18 protein-coding genes are annotated in these 21355 nt (G+C 63.5%); 12 read left to right on the top strand and 6 right to left on the bottom strand.

What is annotated here, in order from left to right:
• Nucleotides 1-37: 37 nt before the first annotated feature.
• From ABQM86_RS06715 to glyA, 3 genes are all read right to left on the bottom strand, one after another.
• Nucleotides 38-967 carry an ABC transporter ATP-binding protein gene (locus ABQM86_RS06715; RefSeq protein WP_369746640.1) on the bottom strand — a complete coding sequence of 310 codons (930 nt, stop codon included), beginning with the start codon at nt 965-967 and terminating at the stop codon, nt 38-40.
• 147 nt (nt 968-1114) lie between these two features.
• Nucleotides 1115-2008, bottom strand: coding sequence for a bifunctional methylenetetrahydrofolate dehydrogenase/methenyltetrahydrofolate cyclohydrolase (locus ABQM86_RS06710; protein ID WP_207596753.1), 894 nt, complete (start codon nt 2006-2008; stop codon nt 1115-1117).
• Between the two features lie 133 nt (nt 2009-2141).
• Nucleotides 2142-3437, bottom strand: a complete 1296-nt coding sequence (gene glyA / locus ABQM86_RS06705; protein WP_280627423.1) for a serine hydroxymethyltransferase — start codon at nt 3435-3437, stop codon at nt 2142-2144.
• A 236-nt stretch (nt 3438-3673) separates the two neighbouring features.
• Between glyA and purU the strand changes: the two genes are divergently transcribed.
• The 5 genes from purU to ABQM86_RS06680 all read left to right on the top strand — a co-directional run bounded on the left by purU (nt 3674) and on the right by ABQM86_RS06680 (nt 7013).
• The gene (gene purU / locus ABQM86_RS06700) at nt 3674-4525 is read left to right on the top strand and encodes a formyltetrahydrofolate deformylase (protein ID WP_280627422.1); all 852 of its coding nucleotides are present in this window, start codon (nt 3674-3676) and stop codon (nt 4523-4525) included.
• Between the two features lie 21 nt (nt 4526-4546).
• Nucleotides 4547-5212, top strand: coding sequence for a class I SAM-dependent methyltransferase (locus ABQM86_RS06695; protein ID WP_369746244.1), 666 nt, complete (start codon nt 4547-4549; stop codon nt 5210-5212).
• Nucleotides 5213-5285: 73 nt separating this feature from the next.
• Nucleotides 5286-5804 (top strand): gamma carbonic anhydrase family protein, encoded by a 519-nt coding sequence (locus ABQM86_RS06690; RefSeq protein WP_369746243.1) that lies wholly within the window; start codon nt 5286-5288, stop codon nt 5802-5804.
• 112 nt (nt 5805-5916) lie between these two features.
• Complete coding sequence (locus ABQM86_RS06685; protein ID WP_369746242.1) at nt 5917-6303, top strand: PadR family transcriptional regulator; 387 nt, start codon at nt 5917-5919, stop codon at nt 6301-6303.
• Nucleotides 6300-7013 (top strand): hypothetical protein, encoded by a 714-nt coding sequence (locus ABQM86_RS06680; RefSeq protein WP_369746241.1) that lies wholly within the window; start codon nt 6300-6302, stop codon nt 7011-7013. The genes ABQM86_RS06685 and ABQM86_RS06680 overlap by 4 nt, the downstream gene beginning before the upstream one ends.
• A 57-nt stretch (nt 7014-7070) precedes the next feature.
• Here ABQM86_RS06680 and ABQM86_RS06675 read toward each other — a convergent pair whose 3' ends face one another.
• A complete protein-coding gene (locus tag ABQM86_RS06675) occupies nt 7071-8768 on the bottom strand; it encodes a flavin monoamine oxidase family protein (protein ID WP_369746240.1) in 1698 nt (565 codons plus the stop codon).
• Complete coding sequence (locus tag ABQM86_RS06670; protein ID WP_242703617.1) at nt 8765-10195, bottom strand: amino acid permease; 1431 nt, start codon at nt 10193-10195, stop codon at nt 8765-8767. The genes ABQM86_RS06675 and ABQM86_RS06670 overlap by 4 nt, the downstream gene beginning before the upstream one ends.
• A gap of 194 nt (nt 10196-10389) precedes the next feature.
• On the opposite strand from ABQM86_RS06670, the gene alr reads away from it, so the two are divergent.
• Together alr and ABQM86_RS06660 are read left to right on the top strand one after the other, a co-directional pair.
• Nucleotides 10390-11622, top strand: coding sequence for an alanine racemase (gene alr / locus ABQM86_RS06665; RefSeq protein ID WP_369746239.1), 1233 nt, complete (start codon nt 10390-10392; stop codon nt 11620-11622).
• Complete coding sequence (locus tag ABQM86_RS06660; RefSeq protein WP_369746238.1) at nt 11612-13225, top strand: PucR family transcriptional regulator; 1614 nt, start codon at nt 11612-11614, stop codon at nt 13223-13225. The genes alr and ABQM86_RS06660 overlap by 11 nt, the downstream gene beginning before the upstream one ends.
• Here the strand turns inward: ABQM86_RS06660 and ABQM86_RS06655 are convergent.
• Nucleotides 13222-14028 (bottom strand): carbon-nitrogen hydrolase family protein, encoded by an 807-nt coding sequence (locus ABQM86_RS06655; protein WP_369746237.1) that lies wholly within the window; start codon nt 14026-14028, stop codon nt 13222-13224. The two genes, ABQM86_RS06660 and ABQM86_RS06655, sit on opposite strands and share 4 nt — an antisense overlap.
• Nucleotides 14029-14339: 311 nt before the next feature.
• Between ABQM86_RS06655 and ABQM86_RS06650 the strand changes: the two genes are divergently transcribed.
• The 5 genes from ABQM86_RS06650 to ABQM86_RS06630 all read left to right on the top strand — a co-directional run bounded on the left by ABQM86_RS06650 (nt 14340) and on the right by ABQM86_RS06630 (nt 21355).
• On the top strand, nt 14340-15530 hold the full coding sequence (locus tag ABQM86_RS06650) for an ROK family transcriptional regulator (RefSeq protein WP_089594117.1): 1191 nt from the start codon (nt 14340-14342) through the stop codon (nt 15528-15530).
• Nucleotides 15531-15659: 129 nt separating this feature from the next.
• Entirely contained in the window at nt 15660-17216 is a 1557-nt protein-coding gene (gene mmsA, locus ABQM86_RS06645; RefSeq protein WP_207596742.1) for a multiple monosaccharide ABC transporter ATP-binding protein, read from the top strand.
• A 45-nt stretch (nt 17217-17261) separates the two neighbouring features.
• The gene (mmsB, locus tag ABQM86_RS06640) at nt 17262-18530 is read left to right on the top strand and encodes a multiple monosaccharide ABC transporter permease (RefSeq protein WP_207596741.1); all 1269 of its coding nucleotides are present in this window, start codon (nt 17262-17264) and stop codon (nt 18528-18530) included.
• 54 nt (nt 18531-18584) lie between these two features.
• Entirely contained in the window at nt 18585-19682 is a 1098-nt protein-coding gene (locus tag ABQM86_RS06635) for a sugar-binding protein (protein WP_337339505.1), read from the top strand.
• Between the two features lie 200 nt (nt 19683-19882).
• Complete coding sequence (locus tag ABQM86_RS06630; protein ID WP_369746236.1) at nt 19883-21355, top strand: ABC transporter permease; 1473 nt, start codon at nt 19883-19885, stop codon at nt 21353-21355.

Below are 21355 nucleotides of genomic sequence, written 5' to 3'. Positions count from 1 at the left end.
CGGCGGCGCCGCCGTCGTAAGTGGTTTGTCAGTGCCGCTAGTCAACGAGACTCCTGCCCGTGAGCCGCAGGAACACGTCTTCCAGCGACGAGCGGCGCACCAGCGAGGTCATGGGGCGCAGCCCGCGCGCAGTGACCTGCTCCAGCGCGGCCTCGCCGTCGTGTGCATAAATGAGCACGCGGTCGGGCAGCGTTTCGAGCCGCTCGCCGACGCCTTGAAGTTCGACGCCGATGGTCGCGTTCCGCTCAGACCCGAACCGGAGCTCGAGTACTTCGCGCGATGAGTGCTCGCGGATGAGGTTCGCCGGAGACCCCTCGGCCATGATGCGGCCCTTGTCCACCACGATCAGGCGATCGCAGAGTTGCTCTGCCTCGTCCATATAGTGCGTGGTGAGGATGAGGGTGACGCCATTTTCCTTGAGCCGGAAGAGCCGGTCCCAGAGGATGTGGCGCGCTTGGGGGTCCAGGCCGGTGGTGGGCTCGTCCAAGAGGAGGATCCGTGGCTCGTTGATCAGCGAGCGGGCAATGGTGAGCCGCCGCTTCATACCGCCGGACAGGGCATCGACCTTCGAGTTTGCCTTGTCCGTCAGCTGCGCGAATTCCAGCAGTTCATCGGCTTTCGGCCGCAAGTAGCTCAGCGGCAGGCCGAAGTAGCGCCCGTAGACAATCAGGTTCTCGCGGACCTTCAGCTCTTCGTCCAGGTTGTCCTGCTGCGGGACCACACCCAAATGCGCCCGGACTTCAGGGCCGTGCGACTCGGGATCCAAGCCCATGATGCTGAGCGTTCCCGAGGTGCGTTGGGAGACGCCACCGATCATTTTCATGGTGGTGGACTTGCCGGCGCCGTTGGGGCCCAGCAGCCCGAAGGACTCCCCCGCCGGTACGTCGAAGGAGATGTTGTCCACGGCAGTGAGGTCACCATAGGTCTTGGTGAGGTTTTGCGCGCTGATGACGGTGGGTCGGTTCATGTCGAAGCGGGTTTGCGACGATTCAGTGGGAGTTGCGGAGCGGGTTGCTTCATTGTGCACCCTCAGCAGACTAGTAGCGCCCACCGACATGTGAAAGGGCTCTTGCACATAATCTTGCAAGAGCCCTCTCGTTTAGCGCGTGTGAACCTAGGCGATGCCCGCCTGGCGCTCAGCACTCTCCACGACGTTCGCGAGCAGCATGGCACGGGTCATCGGGCCTACGCCACCCGGGTTCGGGGAGAGCCAGGCGGCGACGTCGGCAGCTGCCGGGTCCACATCTCCGGTGACCACGGCCTTGCCGTTGCCGTCGTCCACTCGGCTGACGCCGACGTCGAGCACTATTGCACCCGGCTTGAGGTCTTCAGCCTTGATCATGTGCGGCACGCCGGCAGCGGCAATCACGACGTCGGCCTGCTTCAGTTCCGCCGGCAGGTCCACCGTTCCGGTGTGGGCGAGGATGACCGTCGCGTTGACTTCCTTGCGGGTCAGCAGGAGGCCGATGGGGCGACCGATGGTGACGCCGCGGCCAACCACCAGGACGCGCTTGCCCTTGAGTTCAATGTTGTGGCGGCGGAGCAACTCCACACAGCCTTTGGGGGTGCAGGGCAGCGGGGACTTCATCTCGCCGTTGACGTTGGCCACCAGGCGGCCAAGGTTCATCGGGTGCAGGCCATCGGCGTCCTTATCAGGGTCCATGGCTTCGAGGATGACGTCCTGGTCAATGTGCTTGGGCAGCGGAAGCTGGACGATGTAGCCGGTGCATTCCGGGTTGTCGTTGAGCTCGCGCACAACCTCCAAGAGGTCCTCCTGGCTGATGTCCTCGGGGAGGTCGCGGCGGATGGACTGGATGCCAACCTCGGCGCAGTCCTTGTGCTTGCCGCCGACGTACCAGGTGCTGCCGGGGTCGGAACCCACCAGGATGGTGCCCAGGCCGGGGACGATTCCCTGGGCGGCGAGGACGGAAACGCGAGTGGTCAGTTCTGCCTTGATGGCTGCGGCGGTGGCCTTGCCGTCAAGGATCTGTGCGGTGGACTGTGTCATTCCATCTGCTCTTTCTGGTGGGTGACCTAATGGCTCATGCCAACGGGACCCGCCGCCGAAGATGTGGCGGCGGATCCCGTGGGCTCCGGTTCAGTGCCCGGGTGATGCGTTACTTAGCCGCGGAATCGCGGAATTACCACTGCTCGTGCTGCGGGTACAGCGGGAAGTCAGCGGCCAGCTTGTCGACACGGGCCTGGAGGGACTCGACATCAGCTGCCGAGCCCGCCTTCAGCGCGGTGGCGATGATCTCGGCAACCTCGGTGAACTCGGTGGCACCGAATCCGCGGGTGGCCAAGGCAGGCGTACCGATGCGGAGGCCGGAGGTGACCATCGGCGGGCGGGGGTCGAACGGAACAGCGTTGCGGTTCACGGTGATGCCTACGGAGTGCAGGAGGTCTTCGGCCTGCTGGCCGTCCAGCTGCGAGTTGCGCAGGTCAACCAGGACCAGGTGAACGTCGGTGCCGCCGGTGAGGACCGAGACACCGGCTTCGGCGACGTCGGACTGGTTCAAACGGTCAGCGATGATCTTGGCACCCTCGAGGACACGCTCCTGGCGCTCCTTGAACTCTTCGCTGCCGGCGATCTTGAAGGCAACAGCCTTGGCCGCGATGACGTGCATGAGCGGACCGCCCTGCTGGCCCGGGAAGACGTTGGAGTTGAGCTTCTTGGCCCACTCCTGCTTGCCAAGGATCACACCGGAACGCGGACCTGCGAGGGTCTTGTGCACCGTGGAGGTGACGACGTCGGAGTGCGGCACCGGGCTCGGGTGCAGGCCTGCAGCAACAAGACCGGCGAAGTGTGCCATGTCCGTCCAGAGAAGGGCACCAACCTCGTCGGCGATGGAGCGGAAGGCAGCGAAGTCGAGGTGGCGGGGGTAGGCCGACCAACCAGCGATGATGACCTGCGGCTTCTCGGCGATGGCCTGCTCGCGGAGCTTGTCCATGTCAATGCGGAAGTTGTCTTCTTCAACCTGGTAAGCAGCTACGTTGTAGAGCTTGCCGGAGAAGTTGAGCTTCATGCCGTGGGTCAGGTGGCCACCGTGTGCCAGGGAAAGACCAAGGATCTTGTCGCCCGGGGTGATCATGGCCGACAGCGCTGCAGCGTTTGCCTGGGCACCGGAGTGCGGCTGGACGTTGGCGTACTCGGCGCCGAACAGTTCCTTGACGCGGTCGATGGCGAGCTGCTCAGCGACGTCGACGTATTCACAACCGCCGTAGTAACGGCGGCCCGGGTAGCCCTCGGCGTACTTGTTGGTCAGGACGGAGCCTTGGGCTTCCATCACCGCGCGGGGCGCAAAGTTTTCGGACGCAATCATTTCCAGGGTGCCGCGCTGGCGGCCAAGTTCCTGGTTGAGGACTGCTGCAATCTCGGGATCGAGATCGGCGAGCGACTGGTTGCTGACAGACGCGGAAGTGGTTGTGGTAGTCACGGAGATCTCCTGGCTAGGCAACGGGTGGTGCTACAGGTCAGGCTACCGGCAGCAGCATTCCCGCGTCCCCTTGATTACAGAGGGATCGGTCACGTGCATGCGGCGGTAAGACATGACCCTCGGCCCAGGCGTACGATCCGTGGTCTTCATGATTGCCGCTCCCTGGTGGTAGTCCACCCAACGCCAGTTGCGACCCATTAACAGTACAACAACGCGGCACGGGTAGGCTTGATCGTGTGACTGAATCCACCGCTTTCGTAGTAACACTTTCCTGCCCCGACCGCCCCGGCATCGTCCACGCGGTAGCCGGAGCCCTGCTTACGGCCGGCTGCAATATCGCCGACTCCCAGCAGTACGGAAGCCCCAGCACAGGCAACTTCTTCATGCGCGTGGAGGCAACGACGTCGAGCACCCAGGACGAACTGGCCTCTGCCCTGCGTCCGGTAGCCGAATCGTTCGGAATGACCTGGCAGATCAATCCTGTTGGCGAAAAGGTCCGCACCATCATCCTGTGCTCCAAGGACGCGCACTGCCTGAACGACCTCCTGTTCCAGCAGCGCACCGGCACCCTGCCCATTGAGGTCCCTGCCATCGTGTCCAACCACCGTGACCTTGAGCCGCTGGCGGAGTTCTATGGCATCCCGTTCCACCACATCCCGGTGACGCCGGAAACCAAGCCGCAGGCCGAGGCGCAGCTGTTGAAGCTCATTGCCGATCACGACGTCGAGTTGACCGTCCTGGCCCGGTACATGCAGGTCCTTTCCAACGATCTGTGCACGGAGTTGAACGGCAAGGCCATCAACATCCACCACTCCTTCCTGCCCTCCTTCAAGGGCGCCAAGCCTTACCACCAGGCCCATGCGCGCGGCGTGAAGATCATCGGTGCCACGGCCCACTATGTGACGGCCGACCTCGACGAGGGTCCGATCATCGAGCAGGAAGTCATCCGCGTCGACCACGCGCGCACGGCTGCACAGTTCGTCCAGATGGGTCGCGACGTCGAAGGCCGAACGCTGGCCCAAGCGGTTCAGTGGCACGCCGAACACCGTGTGCTCCTGGATGGCACCCGGACCGTGGTGTTCAACTAACGCCGCTCCTATGCTGGGTGTATGCGGGGCATTCCTCACGCCGAGCACGAGGCTGATTTGGCGGTCTACTACGACCGTCAGGCGCCTGTTCGGAACACCCGCGCGCTCACGCCACACCGTGTCGAGAGCAGAGAATGGTTCATCCGGCTCCTGAAGTCCGAACACCGTCATTCCTTGTTCGAGCTGGGGTGCGGCACAGGCGTTGAGGGCTTGGAGTTCGTCCGCGCCGGATTGCACTACACCGGCGTGGATTTGTCCTCGGAAAGTGTTCATCTGGCGTGCGCGGCCGGACTTGAGGCAACTGTGGCCAGCGGCCGGAACCTGCCGTTTCGGGATTCGGTCTTTTCAGCTGCGTGGACCATGAGCACACTTCTGCATGTCCCCAACGGCGGAATTCACGACGTCGTCAGCGAACTGGTGCGGGTCACCGCACCTGGTGCGCCCATCGCCGTCGGACTCTGGTCAGGTGACGATGAGGAAGTCCTGAACCCGGAGGACCTCGATGAACCGCGGCGGTTCTTCAGCCGCCGCAGCGACGATACTGTGCGCCGGATCTTTGGTGAGCACGGCTCGATCGAGCATTTCCGGACGTGGCCCGAGGGTGTGGGCGTGGAGTCCGGTCCCGGCGCGGGCAACTGGGTCCAGCACTACCAATTCCTGGTCCTCCGCACCCCTTTGCCCATGTAGGTAACAGCAAACGTCCCACTGAGAGCCCAGTGCGACATGTGCTGTTACCCAGTTGGGAAATAAGCTGGGCACCATGGCACCCTCTTACACTTTCGCCGGGGACACCCCGGCCATCCATGAATCCGCCTTCGTGGCACCCACCGCATCCATTATCGGCAAGGCAACGTTGGCCCAGGACTCCAGCGCCTTCTATGGCGCCTCCGTCCGCGCAGATACGGCTGCAATCAGCGTCGGCGCAGGTTCGAACCTCCAGGACAACGTAGTCCTCCACGCCGACCCGGGCTTCCCCTGCACCGTCGGCGAGCGCGTCTCCGTGGGGCACAGCGCCGTAGTCCACGGGTGCACTGTGGAGGATGACTGCCTGATCGGCATGAGCGCCACCATCCTCAATGGCGCTGTCATCGGGACGGGCTCGCTCATTGCCGCCGGCGCCGTGGTGTTGGAGGGCACGGTTATTCCCCCACGCTCCCTGGTGGCCGGCGTGCCCGCGAAGGTCCGCCGTGAACTCACCGATGAGGAGTTTGAGGGCGTGAAGAACAACGCCGCGCACTACAAGGAACTCGCGGCGGCGCACCGGGACATGCACGCTTAACGCCGAATGCGAGGCCCGCTCTGCGCCCTAACCTGAAGTTTTGGGATGCAGAGCGGGCCTCGCACCATTTAAGTAGCTTTACAGACCAACTACTTAGAGTGACAATATAGTCATGATCGATTCCCTTCCTGATCCTTCGAGGCCCATAGGCACCGATTGGCCGAGTGATTGGCTGAGGGCGACACTGGGCTTCTTGGCGCTTCGTGCCCTTGCCGCCGGACCCTCGTACGGCTACGCGATCATCACTGAACTTGAACGCCATGGGTTTGGCACCATCAAAGGCGGCACGCTGTACCCGCTCCTCACCCGCTACGAAGCGGCCGGCTTGGTCACTACCGAGTGGCGTGCGGGCGAGGGCGGTCCGGGCCGCAAGTATTTCGCTTTGACTGACCACGGGCGCGCCGAAATGCTCCGGCTCAGCGCGGACTGGGTTCGGTTCACACACCTCAGCAACACCTACCGCGACGACGGTCAGCACACGAAGGAGTCCAGCACATGACGCAGGTAACGACGGACAAGAAGTGGTTTGACGAACTCGTTCTGGAACTTCGCCTCCGCCAGGTGCACGGGAACGCGATTGGCGACGCCGTGGCAAGCGCCCGCGAACTCCTCGCCGACACCGGGCAGCAGGCTGAGGAGGCGTTCGGACCGGCGCGCAGCTACGCCGCCGGGCTGGAACTACCGACCGCACCGAAACATGAATGGGTCAAGAAGGCGCTAGGGCCAGCCTTGCTGGGCCTCTTGGCCTTTTTGCTCTTCAACCAGGCGGTGGTGCCGTGGGTCCGGTCCGAGATGATGCTTGTGTCGCCGGCACAGGCATCTTTCCTCGCAACACCACTTGTGGTCATTGCTTTCCTGCCCCTGTACCTCACGGCAGCAGTCCGACGCATCTGGGTGCTCGTAGCCCTGGTCGCCATCTGCGTGATCTCCGGGCTCCTCTCCGGCATTGCAGCCCCGACGCAGCGGGCGGATGCGTGGCTGGAACTGGATCCTCTCCCTTGGCTCGTCGGCAGTGCCGCCACCATGATTGCTTTGTCGATAGTTGGCACCATCCGCTCCAGGGACACCGATCCGGACGAGATCACCGACCCCAGCACACCTGCCGCTCACGGCAGTGGCAGGGGCAACAGGATCACGGCACTGGTGGGCACCTGGCTCTTCCCGATCTTCGCGCTGGCTATGCTCGGCCTCGCCGCTGCACTGAGGTAGGTGACGGCAGCAAAGAGTCGCTGAGAGCCGAATGCAGGGCCCCGCAACGCACAGAGACTAGTCCAGGCTGATCGGGCCGAGCTCGTCCAGAAGGTCGCCCGGTCCGGAGTTACCGGCAGCGGACGTGCCGCCCAGGTGGTTCACCACGCCCCACACGGCATTGAGGCCAGTGGTCACGGCGCCCTCGGCCCAGCCTGCGGTGAAGGACACGTCATCTCCGGCGAGGAAGATGCCGCGTTGGTGCTCCGGCAACTGGTCCTGCTTGAAGTGCGTGAACAGGCGCTGCTGGTACCGGTAGTGCCCGGGCAGGTTGGCCTTGAACGCACCCATGAAGTTGGGATCCGCTTCCCACGACACGGTGATCGGCTGCCCGACGATGTGGCTGGCAATATCCACACCCGGGTAGATCTGCTGCAGCGAGTGGAGCATCAGCTTCACACGTTCGTCGGCGCTAAGGGCCAGCCATTTCAGGGCGTCGTCATTCCAGGTGTAGGACAGGAGCATGACGGCGGGCTTGTCCGGTCCGTCGTCGAGCAGGTACGTGGCCCGGTTGAGACGGTCGGTGAGCGTCATGGACAGGACCTCGCGGCCGGTCTCCGGGTCTATGTCCTTCCAGAACGGCCGGTCCACCATCACAAAGGTCTTTGAGGACTGCATGTAGTGCGAACGCTCGATCGCAGTCCACAGCTCGGCCGGGAACAACGCTTCTTCGGTGTGGATGCGCGTGGACAGCAGCCAGGACTGGCAGGTGGTCACCACTGCTTGGTAGGTGGCTTCGCGTCCCCAGTTTTCGCGGACCAGCAGGTCGCCGTTCCCTGCGCGGCGGATGTTGTCCACGGCTCCGCGCGGAGAACCGCTGTGCAGGGACGCCAACGAGGTGCCTTGGGGCCAGTAAGTAAGGTTCGACGGCGCATGGTTCCAGAGTGCCTCAGGGAGCCTTTGCGCTCCTCCCGCAATGGAGCGGTGCTGATCGTCCGCGTCGGTGTAGACCACGCGGAGAATTTCGAGGATGGAGTTGGGGAAGTCGGTGTCCCAACCGCCGGTACCGAAGCCCACTTGGCCGAACGCCTCGCGGTGTGCGAAGCCGGCTTCCTTGAAGGACTTGCTGGCGGCGATGAAGCCGTAGAAGGTCTGCTCGTCGAGTTCCGGGAGGAGCGCGTTCCAGATTTCCTTGATCCGCTTGGTGTCGCGGGCCTTGATGGCTTCCTGCATCTCCGCGAAGGCTGCACCGTCGTTGACCGCGGCTTTCCAGGCGTCGGCTACTTCGAGGAAAAACTCCGGCAGCTCATCGGCCGTGGTGGCGTAGTGCTTCTTACCCGCGAGCTCAATCACCGTGGAGGAGGTTGCCGGCGCCATGGGGTTGGGAAATTCATTGGTGTCCAGGCCGAGCAGGTCAACGTAGTGGTAGAAGGCCTTGCCGGAGACCGGGAATCGCATGCCGCCAAGGTCTGCCACGACGCCGGGCGCTGACGGGAAGCTCGCGGTCCGGAGACGCCCACCGATCTGGTCGGCCTCGTAGATCACTGGCTTGAGGCCAAGCTTCATCAACTCGTAGGCGGTGACGAGTCCGGACAGGCCGGCGCCGATGATGGCAACTTCCGTGCCGAGGAGCTCCTCGGGAACGGAGCCCAGTCCGCCGGGGTGGGCCAGGTAGTGGTCATAGCTGAACGGGAAGTCCGGGTTCAGCATGGTGATCGGTGCGCCGGCAGGCGCTCCCGGTTCATCGACGACGGGTAGTTCGGTGGCGATGGTCATGAGTTTGCTGCTTTCACAGGTTCCGGGCTCACGGCCCTGGTGGTTAGTTCACGGTAGTCCTGCTCGCTGAGCGCGGCTACCTTGGAATTCCGGCGTCCATAGCCGAAGTAGATGGCGATACCCACCAGCATCCATACGCCGAAGGTGATCCAGGTGTCGGCGCCGAGGTTGAGCATCAGGTAAGCGCACATCAGCGTGCCCAGGATGGGAGTGATCGGGTACAGCGGGACCCGGAAGCTCCGCTCGAGATCTGGACGGTTGCGTCGCAGGTAGATGACGGCAACGTTGACCAGCGCGAAAGCGAAGAGGGTTCCGATGCTGGTGGCGTCCGCAAGGGCACCAAGTGGGACCAGGCCAGCGGCAAGGGCGACGGCGATACCGACGATCAATGTTCCAGCGACAGGGGTGCCGGTTCGGCGGGAGATGCGCCCAAAGACCTTGGGCACCATGCCGTCGCGGGACATGGAGAGCATGATCCGGGTCTGGCCGTACAACACGGTCAGCACAATGCTGGCAATCGCAAGGACTGCACCGATGGAGAAGACCAGGGCGATCCACGGCTGCCCGGTGATCTCGTGCAGGATCTGCACCAATGCAGCTTCGGTACCGTCGAACCAACCCCACGGACGGGCACCAATGGCCGCGACGGCAACCAGGACGTAGATACTGGTGACGATAACCATGGACAGCATGATGGCCCGGGGAAGATCCCGCTTGGGGTTCTTGGCTTCCTCACCCGCCGTGGAGGCGGCGTCGAAGCCGATGTAGGAGAAGAAAACGCTGGACGCGGCAGCAGAAACACCAGCGGCGCCCATGGGCAGCAAAGGCTCGAAGTTGCCTGCGTTGAAAGCGGTGAAGGCTACTGCGCAGAAGAAGAGCAGGATGCCTACCTTGACGACGACAATCGCCGTGTTAATCCATGCACTCTCGCGGGCGCCTCGGACCAGCAGAAGCATGGCCAGGATCACGATCACCATGGCAGGCACGTTCACCAGGCCGCCGTCTCCCGGCGGCTGGCTGATCGCGTCCGGCAGGAACTGGCCAAATGCGGCGAGGGTCTCGTTGACGTACTGCCCCGCGCCTACAGCGACAGCCGCAACGGAGACCGCGTACTCCAGCACGAGGCACCAGCCGCAGACCCAGGCCATGCCCTCGCCCATGGTGGCGTAGGAGTAGGAGTAGCTGGAGCCGGCCACCGGGACAAGGCCCGCCATTTCCGCATACGACACAGCGGAGAGCAGCGCAGCGAGGCCAGCGATGACAAACGAGATCCAGATCGCCGGGCCGGCCAGCGGTACGGATTCTCCAAGGATCACCAGGATGCCGGTGCCAAGCGTGGCACCGACGCTGATCATGGTCAGCTGAAGAACGCCGAAGCTGCGGACCAAAGGCGTACCGCCCTCGCTGCTTCCGGCTTCGCTGACCATCTGGCCGATCGGCTTGCGGCGCAGAAGCTGAGCTCCGAGGCTCGGCCTGGTGGCACTCTCCGCCGCAGTGTTTTTGGTGTTCACAGGCACAGTCACCCTTGACGTCCCTTCAAAGTAGTTTCGATTTCCCCTCCACAAGACTGGCATGTGAGCCACCTCTCACTGCGGTGCAAAATGACCTATAGTGTTCAACCATGAGACGTAATGCACACTATCAAGGAGCCGCTCCGGCGGCCCTGTCGGGGCAGGTCACCGTTGACCTGTCCGCGATTTCAGACAATGTCAAAGCACTGAAAAAGCGCACTGAAGCGCCCTCCTTCATGGCCGTAGTCAAGGGAAATGCCTATGGCCACGGACTGGTGGAGGTAGCCCGCACTGCCGTCCAGGCCGGGGCGGACTGGCTGGGAACAGCCCAGCTCACCGAAGCCATAGCCCTTCGCCATGCAGGGATCACAGTCCCCATACTTTCGTGGCTCTATCTGGCATCCCAGACAAGCTCCACCATTCTCGAGGCGCTGGAAAACGACATCGATGTTTCGCTCGGAAGCGTCACGCAACTCGAGGTCCTGGCTGGCATCGCAGACCGCGTTGGCCGCCCCGCCGTCGTACATCTCGAACTGGACAGCGGACTGAGCCGCGGCGGTGCACGCAAGGAAGATTGGGCGGAACTTGTCGCCGCCGCCCGCAAGGCTGAAGTGGACGGGACCCTCCGCGTGCGCGGCCTCTGGACCCACCTGGCCTGGGCCGATGTGCCCGCCCACCCGGGCAACGCCACCGCCGTCGCAGAGTTCGAGGACGCTGTGCGGGAAGCCAGTGAAGCCGGCCTGAACCCGCAGCTCCGGCATGTTTCCAGTTCGGCGAACATCCTGGACCGGCCCGAATTCCATTTCGACATGGTCCGGGCAGGGCTGGCCATCTACGGCCTCGCCCCAGCGGATCACCTGAACCCGGCAGACTTCGGCCTGCGTCCCGCCCTCAGCGTGACGGCGCCGCTGGTGATGGTCAAGAAAGTCCCGGCCGGAACAGGCGTCAGCTACGAACACCAGGCCATCACCTACGAACCCCGGTACCTCGGCCTCATCCCGCTCGGCTACGCGGACGGCATCCCCAAGGGCATCAGTGGCCGGTCCGTAGTGAACATCGCGGGCCGCAGCGTGCCGGTGATCGGCAAGGTCTGCATGGACCAGTTCATGGTTGACCTCGGCCCGGATGCTTCAGGAATCGAGGTCGGAGACACCGCGGTGCTGTTCGGCGATCCTGCCTCCGGGGCGGCGAGCGCCGACGACTGGGGAGCCGCGATCGGCAGCCATGGCGACGAGATCATCAACAGGATCGCCCCGCGCCTCCCCCGTGCGTATGCAACTACTGCTTACCGGTGCCCCGACTACCAGGAGCCGGCCGCCGCCGGGCAGGACCATGTCGCCTGAGCCCGCCACCGCCCGCCTGAGTTTCGTCACGCTCGCACAGTTTGTCGAGCAGCTGCCGCCGGAGTTGACAATGCTTCACGACGGCGGCAGCGGCGGCTCGCTGCTGAGGTGGGTGGAACCGAGTGAGCTCGAAGACCCCACGCCGTACCTTCCCGAGGGCGAGTTCCTCCTCACCGCCGGGCTGCCTTTCCTGGGGAAGGGCGGCTCGGCGGCCAAGGTGGATGCCTACGTCCAGCGGCTGGTGGACGCGAAAGTGGCGGCGCTGGGCTTCGGCATCAGGCCGTACTTCGACGCCGTACCGGAGGTGCTGCTGGACGCTTGCCGCAAGCACAACCTCACGTTGTTCGAGGTCCCGGAATCCGTGCCGTTCGCTGCGATCGGGCTGGAGTTCTCCCAGCTTCTGGAGACGGACAATGCGCGGGTCTTCCGCCAACTTGCCGAGACCAACCGCCAACTCATGCGGGCAGTCCTCTCCCCCAGACCGGAACACGAACTGCTGGCAGCGCTGGTGCAGCGGGTGCCGGTGTGGGCCGTACTGGTGGGGGCGGACGGACGGGTCCGGGCGCGGGCGCACAACGCCGGCGGGAGCACCGGCGTCGAGCATTCATTGCTGTCGCCCATGCTGGAGCGGCTGCTGTCCGGCAGCGGGCCGCGCGTTGAAATGGACGGCTTCGAACAACCCGGTTCAGCGCTGGTGTTTGGGCATCCATTGCGGAGCACCAAGGACGCCAACCTCGGGGCCTTGATCTTGGGCTCCGATGCACCGCTGACGTCTGCGCAGAACAACGTGGTGCAGTCGGCTGTGGGGTTGTTGGAACTGCTGGTGCGGCAAAGGACCAGTGGGTCGCTGGCTCCCAGCCAACTGGCCACGGCGGTGCTGCTTCACCCGGACTCGCTGACGTCCGGCTCCACCAAGCATGTCAACGGCCTCAAGGACCTGCTCGCCCAGAGTCTGTCCTCCACCAGATCCGGGCAGATGCGCGTGGTGCAAGGGGTCCGGGTGGATGGCGCTGCTGACGACGGGCCTGTCCGTGAACTGCTGCAATGGCGGAGGCTCTTCGACACCAAGCTTGTGGAGATCACGGAGTATGGTTTCGCGGCGATTACGCGGCTGAAGGTGGACGATTCGCTCCTGGCGGACATCGAGAAACTCGGCTGGCGGCTGGTCATCGGAGAACCGACGGAGCTTCTTGGACTCCAAGCGGCCTATCAGCGGGTGGGCTCGCTGCGCAGCCGTGTCCAGCAGAGCGGCAAGAGCGCACGCGTGGACGAGGTCACGTGGTCTGTCGCAGGCCTCCTGGGCCGCGAAGCCGGGACCATGCTGGCCGAACGCCTCCTTGCACCCGTGCTGGCGCTCGAACCGGAGAGGCGAGACCCGCTTCTTGCCGTGTTGAGGGGTTGGCTCAGCGAAAACGGCAGCTGGGACGGCTCGGCCAAACTGCTGGGCCTGCACCGTAACAGCGTGCGGCGGCAGATCGGCGTGCTGGCCGACCTTCTGGACATGGACCTCAACCAGGCCCAGGTTCGAGCCGAGCTGTGGTTTGCGTTGCAGTATGTGGACGAGTTGGTGGCGGGCCTTCCCGCGGACGGGAACGGCGACTAGGCGCGCTTGTCCCACTCCTCGTAGAGTTCCGTCCGGCGTTCGCGCAGGTAGGGGACTTCCTCGCGGGCTGCGTTCACTGAATCCGTGCCGACCTCCGCGAACAGCAGAGCCGGGGACTCCCCGGCTGCGGCGAGCAACGATCCGTCAGGACCGGCCACGACGCTGCCGCCCAGGAAGGTGTAGACGTCCTCGTGGCCGGAGTGGTTGGCATAGGCCACGTTGAGCTGGCTTTCCAACGCACGGGCACGGATCAGGACCTGCGGCACGTTGTCGAACCCCGCGGACAGGGCCGTTGGCACCAGGAGGAGTTCAGCCCCGCGGGTGGCAGCAGCCCGCACCGCCTCCGGGAATTCGACGTCGTAGCAGATCAGCATCGATGTGCGGATCCCGTTGAAATCCACGACGGCGGGAGGTGCTTGGGCGCCAATGAACGCCTTGTGCTCTTCCGGGCCAAAGAGGTGGACCTTGGCGTAGTTCAGGATCTCGGCGCCTGATGCGTCCAGCAGAGTGGCGGTGATGTGCCAGGCGTTCTGGTCGTTGGCGACTGCCGGAAGGCTGTACACCAGGCCTATGCTGTGCCGGCGGGCGATGCCGGCCAGGCGTTCCCGGATGATGGGAAGCGTGGCCGGATCCAGTTCGGCATGGAGGCGCAGCGGAGCGTATCCCACGGGGAACAGCTCCGGAGTGAGCAGCAGGCCTGCTCCTGCCTGGGCGGCGCGCTGCGCGGCGTCGTCGATCGTTCGGAGATTAGCGTCGACGTCCATGACGGAAGCGTTCGCCTGCAGGACTGAGAGCAGCATCATTACCACCTAGGTTTTCGCCTGTTCCCGATGCCTCGTACACGTGCCCGGGAGGTTTCTTGCTTCCAGCGTAGGCGCGGCCCGCAGACGCTGGGTGGGGCAATTGGACCCGGAGGCCGCCGAAGCGGGACGCATTGCCCGCCATTCCTCGGTTGCGGGGCCCGCCCTGCGCCCCACGACATGGATTTCGAACGATTAGCGGGCCCTAAAGGGGGTACTTATCCCATGTTCTTGCGTTGGAGTATGTCGCGGTGAGTTGACTCCTTGTGTTCACTTCTTGACTACAACGTCGCTTGTGGGGCAATCTTCTTGTCATGCCCGCTACGCAGCGCTCAACGAAGAGCCACCCAAGAAAACCCGGCTCGCAGTCCGCACTGCGCCACCTGAACCAGCAGCGCATCATCGAGTGCCTGTTGAGCGGACCATCCACGCAGGCCGAGCTTTCACGGCAGACCGGGCTGTCCACCGCAACGATTTCCAACATCGTGAAAATCATGCAGGACGCTGGCCTCGTTTCCACCGAACCCACCACCAGTTCCGGTCGCCGCGCAACCAACGTCAGACTGAACAGCAACGGCGCCGTGGCCGTCGGCATCGACTTCGGACGCCGCCACCTGCGCGTAGTCCTTGCTTCACTGGGCTACCACGTCATTGCCGAGGATTACATCGAATTACCGCTGGGCCACCAGGCGGAAGAAGGCATCGCGGCGGCTGTCCTGCTGCTGGAAAAACTGCTCCGCGAAAACGGCATCGACCGCACTGCCGTAGTGGGCGCGGGTGCGGGCATTCCTGGCCCGATCGACCGCCGTTCCGGCACGGTGGCGCAAGGCGCAATCCTCCCGGAATGGGTGGGCATCGATATTCTCCACCGGCTGGAGGAAGCGCTGAATTGCCCCGTCTTTGTTGACAACGACGCCAACCTCGGTGCGTTGTCCGAAGTGACGTGGGGACCCCACAGCGGGGTGTCCAACCTGATGTTCCTCAAGATCGGTTCGGGCATCGGCGCGGGCCTGATTCTCAACGGTTTCCCCTATTACGGCAATGTGGGCATTACGGGTGAAATAGGCCATGCGACCATCCATGAGCACGGCCTCGTGTGCCGCTGTGGGAACAGGGGTTGCCTCGAAACCATAGCGTCCACCACCACCATGATCGAACTGTTGGGCCGCGGCCAGGAGACCTTGCTGACGCCACAGGACATCGTCCGCAACTGCCTCTCCGGCGACTCCGCAACACAGCGGGTGGTGGACGACGCCGGACTGGCGGTAGGACGCGCTTTGGGCAACGTTTCCAACCTCATTAACCCTGAAGTGATTGTGGTGGGCGGCCCCCTGGCGGGCCTCGGCGACCTCTTGCTGGACCCGATCCGCAGGGGCCTGGTGCGGCACGCCGTGCCAGTGGTGGGCGAGACAACCCACCTCGCGATGTCGTCGTTGGGTGCACGTGCAGAGGCCTTGGGAGCTGCCGCTTTGGTGTTCCAACATGCAGGTATTACCGGTAGGTAACGAAATCGTTAGCTGGATCATGCGTTCAAGTCTTGACGACAAGACGGGTGATCCAGTTTACTTTTTCATCAGACAGCCTCGCCATTGCGGGGCCGACAACGAAGTCATGCATTGGAGGCGTAAGGGCTGATGACATCCCTCGACACGCAAGGTGATCCCATCCTTTTGGAGATGCGCTCGATCACGAAGGAATTTCCCGGCGTGAAGGCCTTGTCGAACGTGAGCCTGCGCGTGATGGCCGGTGAAATCCACGCAATCTGCGGGGAAAACGGTGCCGGCAAGTCCACGCTCATGAAGGTTCTTTCCGGCGTTTACGGGTACGGAAGCTACACGGGAGACATCGTGTACCAAGCCGAAACCCAGCAGTTCAAGGACATCCGCGCCAGTGAAGCGGCCGGCATCGTGATCATCCACCAGGAACTGGCCCTGATCCCGGAACTGTCCATTATGGAGAACATCTTCCTCGGCAACGAACCCACCAAGTGGGGCGTGATCGACTGGGCCGAGGCCCGCAAACGCTCCCTCGAACTCCTGGCCCGCGTTGGGCTCCGCGAGGATCCCGATACCCCCATCAAGGAAATCGGCGTCGGCAAGCAGCAGCTGGTGGAAATCGCCAAGGCATTGAACAAGTCCGTGAAACTCCTGATCCTGGATGAGCCCACGGCTGCACTGAATGAATCCGACTCCCAGCACCTCCTGGACCTGATCCTGGGCCTCAAGGGCAAGGGCATCACCTCGATCATCATTTCCCACAAGCTCAACGAGATCGAACAGATTGCCGACGAGATCACCATCATCCGTGACGGCAAGTCCATCGAGACCCTGAACGTCAAGCGTGACGGCGTGGATGAGGACCGGATCATCAAGGGCATGGTGGGCAGGACCTTGGAGTCCCGCTTCCCGGATCACGAACCCAAGATCGGCGAGGTCTTCTTCGAGGTCAAGGACTGGACGGTCGGCCACCCACAGATCCAGGACCGCCTGATCTGCAAGGGTTCGAACTTCTTTGTCCGCCGTGGCGAGATTGTCGGTTTCGCAGGCCTCATGGGCGCCGGCCGCACGGAACTTGCCCGGTCCCTCTTTGGACACTCTTACGGCCGCTTCATCAAAGGCCAGGTCTACAAGGACGGCAAGCAGGTCAACCTCCGTAGCGTCAAGCAAGCGATCGACGCCGGACTGGGTTACGTCACTGAGGACCGCAAGTCCCTGGGCCTGAACCTGCTGGATGACATCAAGACCACCACAGTTTCGGCGGCGCTGAACAAGATCAGCAACTACTCGGTAGTGGATACCCGCAAGGAATTCTCCGTTGCTGAGGAGTACCGGAAGTCTTTGCGGACAAAGACCCCGTCGGTGGAAGAAGGCGTAGCCAAGCTCTCCGGCGGCAACCAGCAAAAAGTGGTCCTGGCCAAGTGGATGTTCACCGATCCGGACCTCCTGATCCTGGACGAACCCACCCGCGGAATCGATGTGGGTGCCAAGTACGAGATTTACGGCATCATTCAGAAGCTCGCCAACCAGGGCAAGGGAGTGATTGTCATTTCCTCGGAGCTCCCGGAGCTCCTGGGCCTGTCCGACCGCATTTACACCATCTTCGAAGGCGCCATCACCGGCGTCCTGGACAAGAACGAAGCAAGCCAGGAAAGCCTCATGAAGCTCATGACTTCCGCCCGCAAAACCGCCTGACCCGTTGGCCCAGCCTCGCCCCTTCCTGACACAAGGACCAAAACAATGAACGCGCTCAAGAAGCTATTTGGTGGCAATACCCGCCAGTTTGGCATGATCTTCGCCCTGGTGGCACTTATCGTCTTCTTCCAGATCTTCACCGAGGGCCGCACGCTGACCCCCGGCAACGTGATCAACCTGTTCAACGGCAACTCCTACATCCTGATCCTGGCCATCGGCATGGTCTTGGTCATTATCGCCGGACACATTGACCTTTCCGTGGGGTCCGTGGCTGCCTTCGTGGGGGTTTTCGTAGCCCTGGCAATGCGTGACTGGGGCTTCCCCTGGTGGGCAGGCGTGCTCTTCGGACTGGTCCTGGGAGCTGTGATCGGCGCCTGGCAAGGGTTCTGGGTGGCGTATGTGGGCATCCCTGCCTTCATCGTGACCCTGGCGGGCATGCTCCTGTTCCGAGGCTTCAACCAGTTCGTCGGTAAGTCCAACACCATCCCCGTCCCTAAAGAGTTCCAGTTCCTCGGTTCCGGCTACCTGCCTGAGGTTGGACCGGAAACGGGCTTCAACAACCTCACGGTGTTGCTCGGCCTGATCGCCGTAGCTTTCGTGGTCATCATGTCCCTGCGTGCCCGCGCTACCGCCAAGGCACTTGGCGCCGACGTACCCGAGCTCTGGGTCGAGGTCACCAAACTGGTCCTGATCTGCGGCGCGATCCTCTACGCCACGTACCTGTTCGCCACCGGCCGCCCCGGCACTTCCTTCCCCATCCCCGGCTTGATCCTGGCCGTCCTGGTCCTCATCTACGGATTCATCGCCGACAAGACCGTCCTGGGCCGCCACGTCTACGCCGTGGGTGGCAACCGCCACGCAGCTGAGCTGTCCGGCGTTCAGTCCAAGAAGGTCAACTTCCTGGTCATGATGAACATGTCCGTCCTTGCGGGCTTGGCAGGCATGATCTTCGTCGGACGTTCCACCGCATCCGGCCCCTTTGACGGCGTCGGGTGGGAACTGGACGCCATCGCAGCAGTGTTCATCGGTGGCGCAGCCGTCACCGGTGGTGTTGGCACCGTGATCGGCTCGATCGTCGGTGGCCTGGTCATGGCTGTGCTCAACAACGGCCTCCAGCTGCTGGGCGTAGGCGCCGACCTGACCCAGATCATCAAGGGCCTGGTGCTCCTGGCAGCAGTCGCCTTCGATGTCTACAACAAGTCACAGGGCAAGCGGTCCATTACCGGACTGCTGATGAAGAACTTCCAGCGCAACAACGAGATCAAGCCCGACGAAACCACATCCACCAAAGAGGTCATCTCCAAGGAAGCGTGATCCGCTTCCTCACAGACTCGCTCCACCCCACCCACACAGAAAGTGAACCAAGATATGCGAATGTTTGGTAAAGCAGGAAAGGCAGCAGCAGTCGCTGCCATCGCGGCACTGGCGCTGACAGCCTGCGGCCGCTCTGACAGCGGCTCAAGCAGCAGCACAGCAGGCGGGGAAGCGTTCCCCAAGGACTCGCTGATCGGCGTCGCACTTCCGCAGAAGACCAGTGAAAACTGGGTCCTCGCGGAGAAGCTGTTCAACGACGGCCTCACCAGCGCCGGCTTCAAGCCGGACGTCCAGTTCGCCAACGGCGGCGTATCCGAGCAGCAGAACCAGATCAGTGCCATGGTCACCAAGGGTGCCAAGGTCATCATCGTCGGTGCCATCGACGGTGCGCAGCTAGGCACTCAGCTCCAGCAGGCCAAGGACTCCGGCGCAACGGTCATCGCTTATGACCGCCTGCTCCTGAACACCGAGAACGTGGACTACTACGTGGCCTACGACAACTTCAAGGTGGGCGAACTGCAGGGCCAGGCCCTGTTGGACGGCATGAAGGCCAAGAAGGCAAACGGTCCGTACAACATCGAGCTGTTCGCAGGCTCCCCGGATGATGCCAATGCGAAGGTCTTCTTTGACGGCGCCATGAGCGTCCTGAAGCCGAAGATCGACGACGGCACCCTCAAGGTAGTCTCCGGCCAGACCTCGTTCGAGCAGGCTGTGACCCAGGGTTGGAAGGCAGAAAACGCCCAGCGTCGCGCTGACACGCTGCTCACCGGCAGCTACGGCACCGCTTCCCTGGACGGTGTCCTGTCCCCGAACGACACCCTGGCCCGCGCAGTGCTGACGTCCGTCAAGGCCGCCGGCAAGCCGCTCCCGGTTGTCACCGGCCAGGACTCCGAAGTTGAGTCTGTGAAGTCGATCATCGCCGGCGAGCAGTACTCCACCATCAACAAGGACACCCGCAAGCTCGTTGAGCACGCCATCACCATGGTGAAGGACCTCCAGGCCGGCAAGGAACTGGAAATCAACGACAAGGACTCCTACAAGAACGGCGTTAAGACCGTCCCGGCTTACCTCCTCCCGCCGCAGATTGTTACGGCAGAGAACGTCAAGACGGCTTACGTTGACGATCCGGTACTCGGCCCGATCACCAAGTAACACCCCTTAAGCACGACAGTCAGCCCCGGTCCGCCAGCAGGCGGGCCGGGGCTTTCGCTTGCCTCCCGCACCGCGGACGCAGGTGCTTTCACAGCACACGCATAGCTTCGGCTGGCTCGCCGCACAGCAGCGCTCAGCAAGGTAGGAGTTGCAGCCCGCGTTCAGCGGGCCGAACACACCTGCAGGTCAAGAGGAGAAACGTGAGCGTCCTTGCCCGAAGCGTAGGCAATGCCTTCCGCAACAAGATCAGAACGGCAGCGGTAGTCGCCGTGCTGGCCGTCGCCATCGGCTTGGCGCTGGCCATGCTGGTGGCCAACCAGGCCGTCGGCGCCAAGGTCCAGGAGCTCAACGCGTCCGTGGGAACTACCCTGACGGTGAACCCCGCGGGCGGCCAAGGCTTTGAAGGCGGCGGCGAGCCACTCACGACGGCGGAGGCCGAGACTGCGGCTTCCGTCGCCAACGTAACATCGGTGGTGGGCACCAAAGCACTGCGCCTCCAGACGGCGGCCACTGCCACAGCCACCGGCGACGCGGCCGCCGGCGACACCCAGCAGGTTGGACCCGGCGGCGGATTCGGTCCCGGCGGGCAGCAGGCGACGGTCAGCACCAACCTGACGGCCGCCGTCGACGCCGGTACGCTGGGCAACCGGAACGGCTCCGCGGGAACTACGGGCAGCACCACCCAGCCTGTGCGTACTTTGCCGATCACCGCAACGGGCATCGGTGCAGAGGTGGACAGCACCGGCAAAGCTTTGGACATCACCAGCGGCGCAGGCCTGGGCGACTACACCGCAGCCGAAGCCAAGGCACTGGTGGGCACCTCGCTTGCGGAGAAGAACAGCCTGACAGTCGGTTCCACGTTCACCATCCAGGACAAAACCTTCACCGTGGCGGGCATCTTCGACGCCGGCACCACCTTTGGCAACAACGCCGTCTACGTGACGCTCCCGGAAGCCCAGACGTTGGCCGAAACCCCTGACGAACTCTCAAGCATGATCGTCACGGTTAACAGCATGGAAAACGTGGACAGCACCAAAACCGCTGTCCAGGACGCACTCGGCACGGACAAGGCCGACGTCACCCAGGGCCAGCGCAACCTTGAGACAGCTGTCAGCTCGCTGGACAGCGTCAAGAACATCTCCCTGGTCGCCTTCATCGCAGCCCTGGCTACCGCCGGCATCATCATCCTGCTCATCATGGTCATGCTGGTCCGCGAGCGCCGCCGCGAAATCGGCGTCCTGAAGGCGATCGGTGCCCGTAACCGCACCATCGGCCTGCAGTTCGTCCTCGAGTCGCTGGTTCTGGTGGCCCTCGGCAGCGTGGTGGGTGCGGTGATTGCCTCACTGGCCAGCGGCGGCATCGCATCGGCGCTCATCAGTTCGAATTCAAGCACGACGGCGGCAACCACCACCCAGCGCGGAGGTGGCCTCGCGGGGGCCATGCCCAACGGCGCGGTCCCGGGTGGCGGAATGCCCGGTGGCTTCCCGGGCGGCGGACAAGGCGGCCCCTTCGGCGGCGCGTCGCAACTGCTCACCTCCGTGACCGCGAGCGTCTCCCCCGGCGTCCTCACAGCCGGCATCGCAGCAGTGTTCGCGGTGGCCATCATCGGCGCGCTGGTCCCGGCCTTGCTGACTGCCCGTATCCGTCCCATCGAAGTACTCCGAGGAGAATAG

This window comes from Paenarthrobacter sp. AMU7, assembly GCF_041200195.1.
In the GTDB taxonomy this organism is placed as follows: domain Bacteria; phylum Actinomycetota; class Actinomycetes; order Actinomycetales; family Micrococcaceae; genus Arthrobacter.
Note: the sequence above shows the minus strand (reverse complement) of the source record. Positions and strands in the feature narration are given on the sequence as shown.